Origin of the sequence: Nostoc sp. CmiVER01 (assembly GCF_034531135.2) — a bacterium.
Lineage (GTDB): Bacteria > Cyanobacteriota > Cyanobacteriia > Cyanobacteriales > Nostocaceae > Nostoc.
This window is the reverse complement of the sequence record NZ_JAVRBU020000001.1, coordinates 194,406-209,042: the sequence shown is the minus strand read 5'-3', so window position 1 is coordinate 209,042 and position 14,637 is coordinate 194,406. Positions and strand designations below refer to the sequence as shown.

General features: G+C 40.6%; 12 protein-coding genes. 4 read left to right on the top strand and 8 right to left on the bottom strand.

The genetic code is table 11. The annotated features are described in order from the left end of the window. Positions 1-299: 299 nt before the first annotated feature. The 5 genes from RMZ43_RS00715 to RMZ43_RS00695 form a co-directional block, all read right to left on the bottom strand. The gene (locus RMZ43_RS00715) at positions 300-1,607 is read right to left on the bottom strand and encodes a CO2 hydration protein (protein WP_322645700.1); all 1,308 of its coding nucleotides are present in this window, start codon (positions 1,605-1,607) and stop codon (positions 300-302) included. A 43-nt stretch (positions 1,608-1,650) separates the two neighbouring features. Continuing rightward, on the bottom strand, positions 1,651-3,147 hold the full coding sequence (locus RMZ43_RS00710; RefSeq protein ID WP_322653657.1) for an NADH-quinone oxidoreductase subunit M: 1,497 nt from the start codon (positions 3,145-3,147) through the stop codon (positions 1,651-1,653). Between the two features lie 112 nt (positions 3,148-3,259). Then, positions 3,260-3,976: a carbonic anhydrase gene (locus RMZ43_RS00705; RefSeq protein ID WP_322653656.1), complete on the bottom strand. Its 717-nt coding sequence runs from the start codon at positions 3,974-3,976 to the stop codon at positions 3,260-3,262. A gap of 61 nt (positions 3,977-4,037) precedes the next feature. Further along, entirely contained in the window at positions 4,038-5,915 is a 1,878-nt protein-coding gene (locus RMZ43_RS00700) for an NAD(P)H-quinone oxidoreductase subunit F (protein WP_322653655.1), read from the bottom strand. Between the two features lie 343 nt (positions 5,916-6,258). Beyond that, the gene (locus tag RMZ43_RS00695) at positions 6,259-6,444 is read right to left on the bottom strand and encodes a hypothetical protein (protein ID WP_322653654.1); all 186 of its coding nucleotides are present in this window, start codon (positions 6,442-6,444) and stop codon (positions 6,259-6,261) included. Between the two features lie 416 nt (positions 6,445-6,860). On the opposite strand from RMZ43_RS00695, the gene RMZ43_RS00690 reads away from it, so the two are divergent. The 3 genes from RMZ43_RS00690 to RMZ43_RS00680 all read left to right on the top strand — a co-directional run bounded on the left by RMZ43_RS00690 (position 6,861) and on the right by RMZ43_RS00680 (position 11,806). Further along, positions 6,861-8,372 carry a hypothetical protein gene (locus tag RMZ43_RS00690; RefSeq protein WP_322653653.1) on the top strand — a complete coding sequence of 504 codons (1,512 nt, stop codon included), beginning with the start codon at positions 6,861-6,863 and terminating at the stop codon, positions 8,370-8,372. A gap of 375 nt (positions 8,373-8,747) precedes the next feature. Next, positions 8,748-10,769, top strand: coding sequence for a pentapeptide repeat-containing protein (locus RMZ43_RS00685; RefSeq protein WP_428850687.1), 2,022 nt, complete (start codon positions 8,748-8,750; stop codon positions 10,767-10,769). A 602-nt stretch (positions 10,770-11,371) separates the two neighbouring features. After that, positions 11,372-11,806, top strand: coding sequence for a hypothetical protein (locus tag RMZ43_RS00680; protein WP_322645693.1), 435 nt, complete (start codon positions 11,372-11,374; stop codon positions 11,804-11,806). 208 nt (positions 11,807-12,014) lie between these two features. Here RMZ43_RS00680 and RMZ43_RS00675 read toward each other — a convergent pair whose 3' ends face one another. From RMZ43_RS00675 to RMZ43_RS00665, 3 genes are all read right to left on the bottom strand, one after another. Then, positions 12,015-12,248 (bottom strand): PIN domain-containing protein, encoded by a 234-nt coding sequence (locus RMZ43_RS00675; RefSeq protein WP_322645692.1) that lies wholly within the window; start codon positions 12,246-12,248, stop codon positions 12,015-12,017. After that, positions 12,245-12,478: a hypothetical protein gene (locus RMZ43_RS00670; protein ID WP_322645691.1), complete on the bottom strand. Its 234-nt coding sequence runs from the start codon at positions 12,476-12,478 to the stop codon at positions 12,245-12,247. The genes RMZ43_RS00675 and RMZ43_RS00670 overlap by 4 nt, the downstream gene beginning before the upstream one ends. Positions 12,479-12,631: 153 nt before the next feature. Further along, complete coding sequence (locus RMZ43_RS00665; protein WP_322645690.1) at positions 12,632-12,853, bottom strand: hypothetical protein; 222 nt, start codon at positions 12,851-12,853, stop codon at positions 12,632-12,634. A gap of 232 nt (positions 12,854-13,085) precedes the next feature. Between RMZ43_RS00665 and RMZ43_RS00660 the strand changes: the two genes are divergently transcribed. Next, positions 13,086-14,627, top strand: coding sequence for an FAD-dependent oxidoreductase (locus tag RMZ43_RS00660; protein ID WP_322653006.1), 1,542 nt, complete (start codon positions 13,086-13,088; stop codon positions 14,625-14,627). Positions 14,628-14,637 lie beyond the last annotated feature (10 nt).

The window sequence follows — 14,637 nt, the reverse complement described above, 5'->3', positions numbered from 1 at the left end:
TATTGGTTTTGGATGTAATGAAAGTTTATATCTCCTTTGTAGCCAAAAGCTTTCGCAAGCTCCTTAAGGTTTTGCAACTGTTCCTTCTGCCCCAATACGGTTCAGTTAAGCCTTTTTTTCTCCCCCTGCTTCCCCTGCCTCCCCTGCTCCCCCTGCCTGCCTTAACAGATAAATTTCCTTAACTGAACTGTATTGCCCTCTGCTTCCTGCCTTCTTCAATTTTGGCATTTGAGTTTGCACCCCTGAGTCGCACTTGAGGCTCAAGGCGACCCTTTTCAAACATCTTCTTAGGTGTTCTCTTATCTATAATCTTGCTTTTGAATACTCCGCAAACGAGCAGCATCACGAATATTGTAGTCGGTTCGAGTAAAGCGATTTATCTGCATCTCAAAAAAATCACGATTGGCTTGTAAATGCTTGGGATTTGGGTCATCTAATGGATATAAAAGAGCAGTTCGCAAGGCTTGAATTACCGCAGAAGTTACACAGTACATTGACCGTTGAAAACTAACTCCCAACTGAATTAACATATCTTCTTCGCCCCGGCAATATTGGCTGTAGTAATCAAGAAGATATGGGGGTAAAAAATGCAACATATCTTGCATTAATAATGTGGGAGGAATGCCAGCAGTACCCACTGGAAATACATCAGCGTAAAGAATACCAAAGTGAAAGTCTTTCTGGTCTGCCGGTACTTGACGCGCTTGAGCATTATAAGATTTTGTCCCTCGGAAGGGTGCGGTGCGGTAGAAAACGGCTTCTACATAGGGTAATGCTGCTTCATATAGCCACATGAAACCCTTGGATTTAGGGACTATTTCGTAGCATTCGCCACGAATATAAACGTGATGGTAAATGGGACGACCTGCGATCGCAAATATACCATTAACTATGAAGCTCATCGCCTCTGGGACGCTGGTAATAGTACCTTCGTCATAACGGTCGGACATTTCAAAGAATACCGGAGCCATGATTTCCCAGAATAAGCCCAGGTTAGCGTAGTATGACATCTGGCGACACTGTTCCAAAAACATATCTGGGAACAGCTTGTAAAGTCCCAGCATTACAGGGTTCCCTTGGAAGTAAGCTTTAATTGCCCTGTCAGCGTTGGCTTTGTATTCGTCTGAATCTAGGTAAGGGTCAAATTGTCCACCCATCCCTCTATGCCATAACATCGCCCGCATACAAGCTTCGGCAAATTCCATGTTAATGCGATCGTGGAACAAGTGATGGAAGAGTTTCGGCATTTTGAAGGTTTCACCTTTTTCGATAAATGCCAAAAGTTCTGGATGTGCAGTAGCTTCGCCGCGCCAAATTCGCAAATCGGCATCATCGCCAGCATAATGATTATGCAGTTCTAAATACTCTTTGGGTAAGAAGTATTTAAAGAAGGGAAGCGGGTTTAAAAATTCACGTTCGGCAATATAAAGTAGGTCGCGCCAGTAAAAATCCATCGGCACAGCATAAGCTTTATATAAACCGATAATTTGCATCAAATTTTCTGGAGTATCAGGTAACATTGCACCGCCTGCTTCTAAGCGATGAATTACATCGGCAAATTCGTGCTTGGAAGGAGGTAATTTAATTGCTGTTTTAATTGCTGTCATGGTAATAAAAATGGGGAATGGGGAATGGGGAAGAAACTGTAACTTATTTCAACGCGACTTCAGAGATTACAGTTTTTTCTAAAGCGGGAATTGCAGCGACCATTGTTGTAGTTGTGGATTCACTCCAACGCACTAACCAGGTGGGCTGTACTCCCAAAAAGATGATAAAAGCTGCCAAAATTAAAGCTGGTATTTTCTCAGACCAAAGAACTTTAGGATAGTAGGCGAAGTTATCGAGTCTACCAAAACAAGTGCGGTTGAGGAGGATGAGAAAATAAACTGCGGTTAATCCACTAGCCACTATACACAAAATCGTCGGAATGGGGAAGGCAGAGAAACTACCTTGAAAGACAATAAATTCCGCGATAAATCCTGTTAAACCGGGAATACCTGCGCTAGCCATCCCACTTAAAACTAGTAAGGCGCTAATTAGGGGTAAACCGCGTATGGGACTCATTAAACCATTGAGTTTATCTAACTCGCGCGTACCAACTTTGGCTTCTACAACTCCCACCAGATGGAAGAGAATCGCCAAGATGATACCGTGGCTAAACATTTGGGCGACTGCACCAACGAGTGCTAAGGGAGTACTAGCAGCACCAGCTAACAAAATATAGCCCATGTGACCGACGGAACTGTATGCTACCATGCGCTTGATATCTGTTTGAGCGATCGCAATTACTGCTCCATAGATAGCGCTGACTGCCCCCCAAATTGCTAAAGTCGGTGCAATAATACTCCAAGCATGGGGAAACATACCCAATCCAAATCGCAACAGTCCATAAGTTCCCAGTTTTGCTAACACACCACCGAGAAGAATTGCAATTGGTGCTGAAGCTTCAACATAAGCATCCGGTAGCCAAGTATGGAAGGGAACTAAGGGAATTTTAATACCAAAACCTAATACTATCCCTGCTAGTAAAAGGATTTGTTTTGCCGTTGACAGGTTTTCTGTTGAGACTGCATCAAAAGCAAAATTGGTAGAACCACTCAGCCATACCATACCCAAGAATGTTGCCAGAATTAATGCTCCTGAGACAGCAGTATAAATCAGGAATTTAATTCCAGCATAACCCCGTTTTTCCCCTCCCCAAATGGAAATTAGTAAGTAGAAGGGGATTAATTCTAGTTCGTAGAATAAGAAGAATAGTAGCAAATTCTCTGCTAGAAAAGCGCCTGCAACTCCTCCACTAACTAATAAAATCATGGAGTAAAACAGCCGGGGGCGTTCAGTTTCCTTACTACTACTGTAAATGGAAATCCAGGTGAGCAAGCTATTTAACACCAACATTAATATAGAAAGCCCATCAACACCTATTTGATAGCTCAAGCCAAGGGTTTCGTTCCAGGGTAAATACTCTTTAAATTGCATCCCTGGATTGCTGATATCAAATTTTAGCAGGATAAAAAGGTTCCAGAAAAGAACTATCCCAGAAAAAATTAATGCTGTTAAACGAATACGATGTTTAGGGAAACTTTCAGGTAATATTGCTATAACAATAGCAGCGAAAATTGGAAGCCAAATCAAAACACTTAACATGGCAATTGGGGATTTGAAAAAATTGATAATTGTTATAAATGTCTCTGAATTTGCGGTTGCATAGCAACGAAGTACATTTCCAGGTGGAACCTGGAAACGAGATTGAAAAAATTTAACTAACTATACTGATTTTGCCAGTATCTAAATCGTAATAACCACCAACTATTTTCAGCTTTTCTGCCTTGATTAACTCAGATAAAACTGACGATGATTTCAATTTTTCAATTTGTGCTAAGATGTTTGCTTTACAAGCGTTTTCTAACTTATCTCCTGCTTTTCCTTTTGAACTTTCTACGCTTGGTTTAATTGCCTCAAGCAAACTTCCAATTCGTCCTGGGACTTCAGCACCTTTAAGAGCGGCATCTACTGCACCACATCTTTCATGCCCCACTACCATTATGACTTTAGTACCTAATACTAAGCTGCCAAATTCTAAACTACCAATTTGCTGTGTTGTGGCAATGTTACCAGCTATACGGCAGACAAATAAATCTCCAAGTCCTTGATCAAAAACAATCTCTGAAGGAACCCGTGAATCTGCACAACCTAGAATGGAAGCAAAGGGCTTTTGACCTTTGGCAACTTCGACTAAACGTGATTGAGTTTGGTTAGGATTGCGCCGTTTTGCTGCAACAAATCTTCTATTACCTTCTAATAATTCTTGCAATGCCTTGTCAGGGGTAATATCATCTTCTACTGGGGCTTTTTTTTCGGCTGCAAGTAAGTTTGAGCTAAGTCCGGCTGTCAATACACCTGTACCGATCGCGCCTGCACTAAACTTGAATAAAGTTCTTCTAGAAAGATTCATTTGAGGATGTTGTCTGCTCATAAAATTCTTGTCCAAATTGTCAAAATATTAAACTATCTGTTTGTAAGAAAGGGGTGCTTAACTAACCAAGTGTCAAGATTTGAAAAATCAAATTTAAAAACTGCACTCTCCAAAATGACCAAGTTACCCACATTCCTAAAGCACCTACTCCTAAAAGAACGGTCAACGCATAAAACTGGGTTTGACCAGAGGTGCTGTATTTAAGACCTTCACCACCTAGTAGCGAAAATAAACCAATGAAATTAACAATGCCATCGACTACAAAGCGGTCAATCATATCGGCAAGTTGGGAAATTTTGGCAACTCCAAAAATTATGGTCATTTTATAGAGTTTGGGGGTGTAAAAGTCGTATGCGATTAAATCTTGTAAACCTTGCCAAGGAAGGCGAATCGGTTTAGGAATATTGCCTAAATAAATCACGCCAGTGATAGTGCAACCGAAAATACTCGACCAAATTAAAAGCAGTGCGACATCTTTATTGAGAGTTGCCCAATCGGGTAAAAGTGATAAGCTTTGCAACACTAAAGGAAGATGTAGACTAACACCAAGTAAAATCACCATTGGCAGAACCATAGGCCAGTGGGCTTCAGGCGATCGCTGACTCATTTGTGTAGGTTTACCGCCAAAGATTAAACCGAATTCTCTGGTTAAACTCACGGCTGTTAAAGCATTTACCGCTATCACTACACCTACTAACCAAGGTTGTGTTTCCCACAAGCCATCTGCTAGTTTTACCAACGCCCAAAAGCTACCCAAGGGTGGAAAACCAATTAATCCCAATGTCCCGACGATAAAAGCTATTGCTGAAATCGGGCGACGTGTCCACAATCCGCCTAATTGGGTTACGTCTTGGGTAATGCTATTCCAGATAATTCCGCCAGTACTCATTACCAAAAGGGCTGCGGATATAGCATGGGTGAGTACTAACAATAGCGCCGTTTCGTATTGTTGCGTTCCTACGGCGATGAATACTAAACCCATGTAGGCACTGACAGAATAGGATTGACAGCGCTTAATATCAATTTGAGCGATCGCAATTAAAGAAGCACCCAACGCTGTCACTACCCCAATGGCTACCATAGCTGAGGAAACTATAGGCGAGATAGTTAACACAGGTTGCAATTTAATCAGTACCCATGCACCACTAGCTACTACTACCGAGTTCCGCAAAATCGTACTGGGAACAGGGCCTTCCATCGCTTCATCCAACCACAAATGCAGGGGGAACTGGGCACATTTACCCATTGGCCCGGCAATTAAGGCTAAACCTACCAGTGTCATTGTTGTCGGGTTGACGTTAGCAGTAGCCGCCCACTTGGCTAATTCTGGATAACTCCAAGTGCCGGCTAAGGGCCATAATGCCAACACGCCCATTAGTAAGAATAAGTCTCCCACCCGTTTAGTTAAGAAAGCATCTCTCGCACCTGAGACTACTAACGGCTGGCTAAACCATAAGCCGACTAGTAGGTAGGTTCCCAGTGTCAAGACTTCCAAAATTACATAGCTGAAGAACAAGTTATTACATAGAGCAAGGGCGCATAGTCCCGCTTCAAATAATCCTAATAATGAATAGAAGCGTCCCCAACCCCAATCCATTTCCATGTAGCCGATGGCATAAATCTGCGCCAGCAAATTCAAGCCAGTAATCACAACTAAAGCACTGACACTCACCGAGGATATGTCTAAAGCAATGGTGAGGTTTAAACCAGCTGTAGATAACCAAGGAATAAATACTTCTTGGGCTGGATGATTCCAAGTTGCTTGTAAGGCGATCGCACTATGTACAAATGCCAAAAATGTCATTACCAAATTTACATAACCTGCCGGTCTTGGCCCCGTTTTCCGAATGATCCCTGGCGACCAAGGTACAGCTAACAAACCACCTATTAAGGCATAGCACGGAACTAGCCAAACAGTCTCTAGTAGAAACTGAGCCATTAACTTACCTCTATATTGTCATCAAAAATTTGGGGTTTGAGTCAACTCGCGTTGATCCCCGTTAACCTAGCGATGTCTACGATAGGCTACGCCTACGCAGATCAGACAAATTTATCTTTATTTAATGTTCTTAAAAACAGCTTACCGTTATCTTTGTCAAAATGGTATTACTTTATCTAAACAAATTTGAGATAAATCCTCTAAATAAATCTTATATATAAAACTATTTGAGTAATGAATAATAGCTATTGTTTTTTATCTATTCATCATGAGTTTTTACTTATTGACATAAATGATAAAAGACGCAAGTCCTTTGCGTCTCTACAATTCAGCTAAATGTGACTCATGCCTCGGTAGTTTTGTCAACCTGCCAAAAAACAGAAATAATCGCAGGTGCTTGGCCAGATTGGCTGATGGGGGCGGGTTTCATATCCCGGTAGTCGAGGAGTTGGACTAAGATGAGGTAGGCGATCGCTAAAATGATCGAAATCGCGCCTGTAATAATGGCAACTAATTTTGAACGCTCCATCAGTATTTCCTTTAATGCAAGTTATTGTGCTGTATCTATATCTACATTAATACTTGAGACATACTTGCAGTTTATCGAGGCAACGGTTTAGACGTTCCGTTAGTAATGCATTCAAGTTATTTATCTTTACATAGTTTAGTTTTTCCGTGCCTACCTGCTTATTAAAACGAGATATAAATATGGAGTTTTGCTTACACCGCAAGCATTTGCAAACTATAAAAAATTTGGTAGAGCAAAACAAAATTAAGATTAAAGTTAAGTATCAAGAGGCTATAGCTATTCCCTATTACAGTTTCTTTATAGTTTATAAACATTATCTAAACATTATCAGTGATAAATAAGCTACATAATTACTATTATCTTGCTAGGATATTTATTAATGCGGGATAGTCACTTATATTTAAATTACAAGTGTCATGATTAGTCTTACTAAATTAAATAAAATTGACTTTTTAGTTGTAATTTTTATTGTCATAATTGGTCTTGTACATTTACCTTTTCCCTTTGATGGAGATCAAGCATTTTTTAGGTTAGGTGCTTTAGAGATGCAACAAGGAAAGCTACTCTATCGTGATTTTTGGGATGTAAAGCAACCAGGAATTTTCTGCTTTTATTTTTTGGCAGGAACTTTGTTTGGTTTTAATGAGATTGGCATCCATGCCTTTGAACTTATTTACATGGTATTTTTTTCCATAATATTACTGCTGACTCTAAAAAGCTATTTTCGGCATCAGATAATCGCAAGCCTAGTACCTTTGTTAACGGTTGGTGTTTACTACATTGTTTCAGGTGCTTGGCATCTTACTCAAGTGGAAGCACTGGTTGGTTTTCCTTTATTCCTTTGTCTTTGGCTAACTTTTCAATCTTTTCAAAGCAAAGGGAAACAAAGATTTATCCTGCTTTTACTGTCAGGTTTTATTGGTGGAATTGTCCTCTTATTTAAATTAATATTTTTGCTGATATTACTTTCGTTTTGGCTAACTATATTAATGTATTCTGTACTAATAAAACAGCAGAAAATTCAAAAAATATTTGTTGAAGTTTGTTTACCAATATTTTTAGGGGTTATATTCCCTCTTTTAGTGGTTGCCAGCTACTTTGCCTGGTTTAATAGTTTTTCAATCCTGTATCAGACCTTTTTTATATATCCGCCTCTTATTATTGCTAATTCTGCATTAAATAAAAAGGATTTTATTTCGGGAGTAAAATGGTTCTTACAGAATTTTTATCCTTTAGGTTTAATGGCTATTGTTGCAATGGATACTTCATTGCGTAAGTCTAAGAATATATTAACTTGGTTACTTGTTGCTTGGTGCATTTTTGGTTTGAGTGTTATTGCTCTACAATATAAAGCATTATGGGAATACCATTTTTTACTATTGTTTGTACCCATAGGTATTTTAGCAACAAAAGGATTAGATATATTATGGGGCTATTTAAAAGAATTAAATTCCCCATTCCCAACAATTCTGCTCATATTTTTATTGTTTTTACCTTTGTCCTCCACTCTTATAAAAAAGAGTGTAACTCTGGTTAATAATAATTTCGCTTTAACTGAAGATACACGATTGAAATATCAGACTGTGTTTAGAAAAAAATATCCATCTCTTCATTCAGAGGCTAACTTTATATCTCAACCAGGAAGTGTTGCTGGTGAGATTTATGTAGCTGGCGATCCAGCTATTTACTACTTTTCTGGTCGGACTCAAGCGACAATACTACGTGGTTGGGCACTTGAATATTTTCTACCTGAGCAATGGTTAACACTTGTAGAGCAGTTAGATTCATCAAAGCCTCCTTATATCTTCATTGATTATGAACCACAGAAGATAATCAAAGAAAATTTTCCTAAGCTGCTGGAATTTGTTGAGCAAAAATACCAGATTTTACGTCAAAGCAATAACGGTATTTGGTATATCATCAAATGATCGGGGTAGGTTTCATGTGGTGGTAGTCTAGCAGTTGAACTAGGATAAAGTAGGCGATCGCTAAAATCACCGAAATCGCACCTGTAAATTTTATTTTTTGAGATAACCAAACCCTATTGGCTGTACAACAATCAGCTTTAGAACCTCAATGTTGACCTTCTGAGGCTCGACGTTGACCTTTTGAGGCTCAACGATGACCTTCTGAGGCTCGAAGTTGCACCTTTTATCCTCGACGTTGACCTTTTGAAGCTCAAAGTTGCACCTTTTATCCTCGAAATTGCACCTTTTAAGCTCAACTAACAAATATATCTAACCATTCCTGAATTTACAGGGGTGAGCGTGTAGTAAAATTTGCTCACCTCCGTAAAGTGCAACATGGCTTTAGACTTCTCCGGTCAAAATCTTCGAGGACGCAACTTCAAGGAACAAGACCTTGCGGGTGCAAAGTTTAGCTATGCCGACATTCGAGGGGCAAACTTCACCAAAGCCAACCTGACAGGGGCAAACTTCAGTCATGCCAAAGCTGGACTGCAACGACGTTGGACAATTGGTTTAGTTATTATCTCATTCTTATTGTCGGGACTGTCAGGATTTTTATGGGCTATCAACGGTTCTTTGGTGTCACTAATATTTGATACTTCCAGCTTAAAGGAGCAGATTAGCGGCTGGGCTGCCCTAATCGTATTAATTGCCTTTTTCTTCGTCACAACTCGCCAAGGAATAGCAACTGGTTTAGGAGCGGGAGCCTTGGCCGTAGCCTTAGCCGGAGCCTTTACCGTAGCCGGAACCTTAGCCGTAGACGGAGCCTTAGCCGTAGCCGGAGCCTTAGCCGTAGCCGGAGCCTTGGCCGTAGCCGGAGCCTTAACCGGAGTCGGAGCCGTAGCTGGAGCCGTAGCCGTAGCCGGAGCCTTAGCTGGAGCCGTAGCCTTATCCGGAGCCATAGCTGGAGCCGGAGCCGTAGCCGGAGCCGGAGCCGTAGCCGGAGCCGTAGCCGGAGCGTTCCTTAGTATCTACATCAGCTGGCGAGCCATAAAAGGAGATCAAAAACACTCTTTAGTTCGTAATATCGCGATCGCCTTTGCTGCAACAGGAGGTACAAGTTTTCGTGGTGCTAACTTAACCAATGCTGATTTCACTCAAGCCACACTCAAAAGTACAGATTTGCGAAACACTATTCTTATCTGTAGCCGTTGGCATCAAGCCAAAATGCTTGACCGTGTTCGTCCTGGCTCAACTTATCTGCAAAACTCACAAGTACGTCAACTGCTGGTTACAGGACAGGGACAGGATAAGAATTTTTACCGTGAAAACCTGCGGGGTATCAACTTACAATCAGCAAATTTAGCAGATGCCAGCTTTATTGGTGTCGATCTCAGTGAAGCCAATTTGCAAGATGCCGATTTGTCAAGAGCAAAACTGAAGCAAACGCAACTAGACGGCACAGATTTTACAGGTGCAACCCTCACAGGCGCGTACATTGAAGATTGGGGCATTACAAATACAACTAAATTGCATGGGGTAAGGTGTGAATATGTCTTTATGCGCTTACCCACCAAAGAAGACCCCGACCCGCTCCGCAAACCTGATAATAAACAAGAGGTATTTGCAGACGGTGACTTTGCCGATTTTATCAAACCAATTTTTGATACTCTCGACCTTTACCATAATCAAGGTGTTGACCCCCGCGCTGTTGCCATAGCCTTCAAAAACCTTGCCGAAAACCATCCCGAAGCCGAGTTAGAAATCGTGGCAATGGAGAAACGCGGCGATGATAAAATCTTGCTCAGAGCCAAAACCGCCGCTCTTAGCGATAAATCTCAACTGAGTGCCGAGTATTTTGATGACTATAATCAACTCAAAGCTTTATCGCAGAGTCAGCAATTATTGCTGGTAGAAAAAGATAAGCGCATTATTAGTTTAGAAAATATGGTAGATACTGCTCTCAAGCAGCCGAAATTTTATACACAAGGAAATACAAATATGTCAGATATTAGCGGCATCAATATTGAAGGTAGTAGTAATGTTAGCGGTATCGCTGGCAATAATTCTATTGCTAATCTAGGAACCATTAGCGGTAACGTGAGTATTGCCCTGAATCAGTTACCTGATGCAACCGATGCCGAGAAACCAGGAATTAAAGAATTATTGTCGCAGTTGCAAGATGCAATCATCCAATCCACATATTTACCAGAAGAAGAGAAAGCCGAAGCCCTAGAACAGGTGAAAACTTTGGCTGAAGCGGGGAAAAATCCCCAAGAATCGACTAAGCAGAAGACTGCAAAAACAGCAATTACTATGTTGAAAGGGATATTTACAGGCTTACCTGCTTTTGCTTCACTGGTTGAAGCGAGTAATAAATTATTGCCTGCGATCGCAAAATTATTTGGTTTAGGATAATTTTGCGTGAGTTAGACGAACCTCTCCCTGCTTTGATTTGGACTAAAGTTCAACTCTGTCCCTCTGCGACGCGTAATACCGTTTCACTTTAAAATTGATACAAATAGGCAGCAGGGGGGCAGGGGGCAGGGAGCAGGGGGAAAGAATTTAAAGATAAATCATTTGTATCAGAATTTTCGTGAATTGGTATAAGAGGGACAGATTTTATGTAGTAAAACCTCTTAGAGGTCTTTTTATTTGACTAATTATTGCCCACATCCGAGGGGCAAACTTCACTAACGCTAACCTCAAAGGTGGAAAAAATTGTATTTTTACTTTCTCGTGGTATTTACAAGTTAAGTCATTTAATAGTAATCTTCTAGTGTCACAGGACTTACGCATTGACAGAAATACAAAATAAATATAGATGGTTTTAAAAACCATATCTGTCGTAGGGTTTAGCATTGATAAACCCCTACAACACGCGTTTATTTACTATCCAAGAATAATTAATCAAGGCTTGAAATAACCTATTTTGGTAAATTCATACCATGATTAATTTGTACAGTGCGTAAGACCTATGTCAATATTTAATGCAAAGGTGTCTTGATTCCATGAATCTGATGAACTTTAAAATCCAGGGCTTTTTTACGACATTAATAATTGGTAGTGTGTCAGCGTTGACCATTTCAGATGCTATCTCTCAAAAGGTGAACGCCCAAGCTACGCCTTCTTGTAATAATGCAACCATAACAGGTAGCTATGGAACTCAATTCACTGGGACGATCTTAGCAACGCCTATAGCTGGAGTTGCTTTAGTCCAGTTTAATGGAAGGGGAAATTTTCAAGCAACACAGTCTAGTAGCCTTGACGGTACCATATCTCTAAACGCAACATACTCAGGAACCTATAGTGTTAAACAAAATTGCACGGTGCAGATAAGATATACAGATGGCAGTAGTGCTTCCGGTACTATTGTTGATGGTGGCAAGGAAATCTTGCTTTTGCAAACCAATCCAGGTACAGTAATTGTTGGGACTTGGAAAAAAGTGAACTGATTTACTCCATCTGTCCCGACGCTTGAAAATTAATGGGCGTAAGCGTTGCTCTGCTGCTGCCTGAAAGATCGCACTTCCATTATTCCCGAAACAATTACCATGTTGAAAGGGATATTTACAGGCTTAAGCTGAAAAACATCTAATTTGCATAACTGAATTAAACATAAGTCTTGTGGGGTGGGCATCTTGCCCGCCATAATTATGCAACTTAAATATAGAACAGCTTACCTGCGATCGCTTCCCTAGTTGAAGCAGCTAATTGCAATATTTCTAAATTTCTCTCCTGTTGGGCACTACGGTAAGCACCATAGTACAGTTCTAATTGGGTTATTCTAGAAACTAAAATATCTTCCGGTTGTTGGGATGCCAGTCTAGTTGTTACCGCAGGACTACTATTATTTATTAAACGCATACAGACATTAGAATCGAGCAGATAAATCAAAATAGCGGCTCCCTAGTTTCGTATTCTCCCTGTTCTGCCCGTTCTAGCGGTTTTCCTACCCAACCACCAATTACCTCTTCAAAAAACCCAGGTATCCAGCCCCGTTGTTGTGGTGTAACTCTTTGAATTGTTACCGTAACTTCAATTTCTGTATCTGGCATTTCTACTGGGATATCTAAATGTAAAATACCATCTTTACCCACATGCGACCGGATTTTTATACTATCCATCGTATTTTTATCCTAATAAAAGCTTAGTAGCAATAAGTTGGTATCGACAAGATAAGTCACTTAAATATCTTCCGATTCCTCATCATCGTATATTCCTGCCCGACTTAAAGCATACTCTGATAATAAGGGCGTATCTCTCCTATGGCTCTCTGCTCATTCCCAAAAAGCTATTATCCACTCAAAAGCCGTTGCAGTTTTGTAAAATGGTTGCTCCTGTTTTGATTTGATCAACTGCTCAAGCAATGCATCTAAACGTGGCTTAACCACTTCAGCAGGGAACTTAGTTACGTTTGCTAACACCTGTACAACGCCTTCTAACTCTTCTCTATCAACCTCTGAGGTTAATGGTAGTATTTGATTCTTATTGTTGACCATGCTCGTAGCTCTCCATAAATATACAACAGATTGCAAGTTAATGAAGTACAAAAATACCCCACCCTAACCCTCCCCTTGGAAAGGGTAGGGAACTAGATTGGGAATTTCCCCCCTTTACAAGGGGGGATTAAGGGGGGTAAAAGATGTACTTCATTCAAATGCAAAATGCTGTATCGTATCTACTTTCTTCATTCTCAGGTAGTTTTGGAATGTAGAGTTGAATTTTTCCAAAATGTCTTTAACTGAAGAAATTCTTTCCCAATTACCCGGCGATGCTTTAGCAGGATTGCGCCAAAGCGATCGCATCCTAACATCTCTGCGCCAAAACTCCGCACCAGTACCAACGTTAGTTAAAGAAAATCAACAGCCTTTAGGCGCTGTAGACTTCGATGTGCTTATCTGCGGTGGTACTTTGGGCATTTTAATTGGTTGCGCCTTGGCGGTAAAGGGACTGCGGGTAGCGTTACTGGAACGGGGAATCTTGCGGGGGAGGGAACAAGAGTGGAATATTTCTCGCAAAGAATTAGATGTGTTTGTGGAATTAAACTTGCTGACTGAGGAAGAATTAGAAAGTGCGATCGCAACTCAATATAACCCAGCACGAGTTAGTTTTGCTGGCGGTACAGAAGTTTGGGTAGAAGATGTTTTGAATATCGGTGTAGATCCAGTTTACCTACTAGCTACCTTGAAAACTCGATTTCTCGCCGCAGGTGGAAAGTTATTAGAAAATACACCCTTTACTGAAGCGGTAGTTCATCCAGATGGGGTGATGGTAAATAACCAATTCAAAACTCGGTTATTAATCGACGCAATGGGACATATTTCACCCATCAGCCAACAAGCACGTCAAGGCAAAAAACCAGACGCACTGTGCTTAGTTGTAGGAAGTTGTGCCCAAGGTTTTGCGGAAAATAACTCAGGCGACTTGTTATTATCATTTACACCTTTGCAAAATCAATGTCAGTACTTCTGGGAAGCTTTTCCAGCTAGAGATGGCAGAACAACTTACTTATTTACTTATATGGATGCAGATCCCCAACGTTTAAGTTTAGAAGCTCTATTTGAGGAATATCTGCGTCTATTACCAGAATATCAGGGAATGGAATTAAGCAAACTGAAATTTCTGCGATCGCTATTTGGTTTCTTTCCCACCTATCGCCAAAGCCCCATCAAAACCTCTTGGAGTCGCATTCTACCAGCCGGAGATAGCAGTGGTAGTCAATCTCCCTTAAGTTTTGGTGGTTTTGGGGCAATGGTGCGTCATTTGAAGCGTTTAACGTTTGGCATTTACGAAGCACTGGAAACAGAACAATTATCTGCAAAAGCGTTAACACTACTGCAACCTTATCAACCAAGTTTGACTGTTACCTGGTTGTTTCAAAGGGCGATGAGTGTTGGTGTAAATCAGAAAATTGCCCCAGATCAAATCAACCAACTCCTCTCTGCGGTATTTCAAGAAATGCAGCAGTTAGGTACACCGGTGCTAAAACCATTTTTACAGGATATAGTGCAGTTTTCGGCACTAACAAAAACACTGCTAAAAACTGGTTTAGATCATCCTGTATTAGTTGCGAAAATAATTCCGCAAGTAGGTTTTGCCAGTTTGTTAGATTGGATGTTACATTACAGTAATTTAGGTGTATACACTACTTTGTTTTGGCTAAGTCCAATGTTAGAAACATGGATTAAAAATCAACCAAAAGAACAACAATATTATTGGCATCGTTTGATTGATGCCTGGAAGTATGGTTCTGGCGGTGATCAAGGAAGATGAAACTTAGAAT

Bases quoted from the DNA above. Each gene is read 5' to 3' on its own strand.
- RMZ43_RS00695 (WP_322653654.1), bottom strand. From the start codon at position 6,444: ATGGAGCGTTCAAAATTAGTTGCCATTATTACAGGCGCGATTTCGATC.
- RMZ43_RS00685 (WP_428850687.1), top strand. From the start codon at position 8,748: ATGGCTTTAGACTTCTCCGGTCAAAATCTTCGAGGACGCAACTTCAAG.
- RMZ43_RS00665 (WP_322645690.1), bottom strand. From the start codon at position 12,853: ATGGTCAACAATAAGAATCAAATACTACCATTAACCTCAGAGGTTGAT.
- RMZ43_RS00705 (WP_322653656.1), bottom strand. From the start codon at position 3,976: ATGAGCAGACAACATCCTCAAATGAATCTTTCTAGAAGAACTTTATTC.
- RMZ43_RS00680 (WP_322645693.1), top strand. From the start codon at position 11,372: ATGAACTTTAAAATCCAGGGCTTTTTTACGACATTAATAATTGGTAGT.
- RMZ43_RS00670 (WP_322645691.1), bottom strand. From the start codon at position 12,478: ATGGATAGTATAAAAATCCGGTCGCATGTGGGTAAAGATGGTATTTTA.
- RMZ43_RS00715 (WP_322645700.1), bottom strand. From the start codon at position 1,607: ATGACAGCAATTAAAACAGCAATTAAATTACCTCCTTCCAAGCACGAA.
- RMZ43_RS00700 (WP_322653655.1), bottom strand. From the start codon at position 5,915: ATGGCTCAGTTTCTACTAGAGACTGTTTGGCTAGTTCCGTGCTATGCC.
- RMZ43_RS00710 (WP_322653657.1), bottom strand. From the start codon at position 3,147: ATGTTAAGTGTTTTGATTTGGCTTCCAATTTTCGCTGCTATTGTTATA.
- RMZ43_RS00660 (WP_322653006.1), top strand. From the start codon at position 13,086: ATGTCTTTAACTGAAGAAATTCTTTCCCAATTACCCGGCGATGCTTTA.
- RMZ43_RS00690 (WP_322653653.1), top strand. From the start codon at position 6,861: ATGATTAGTCTTACTAAATTAAATAAAATTGACTTTTTAGTTGTAATT.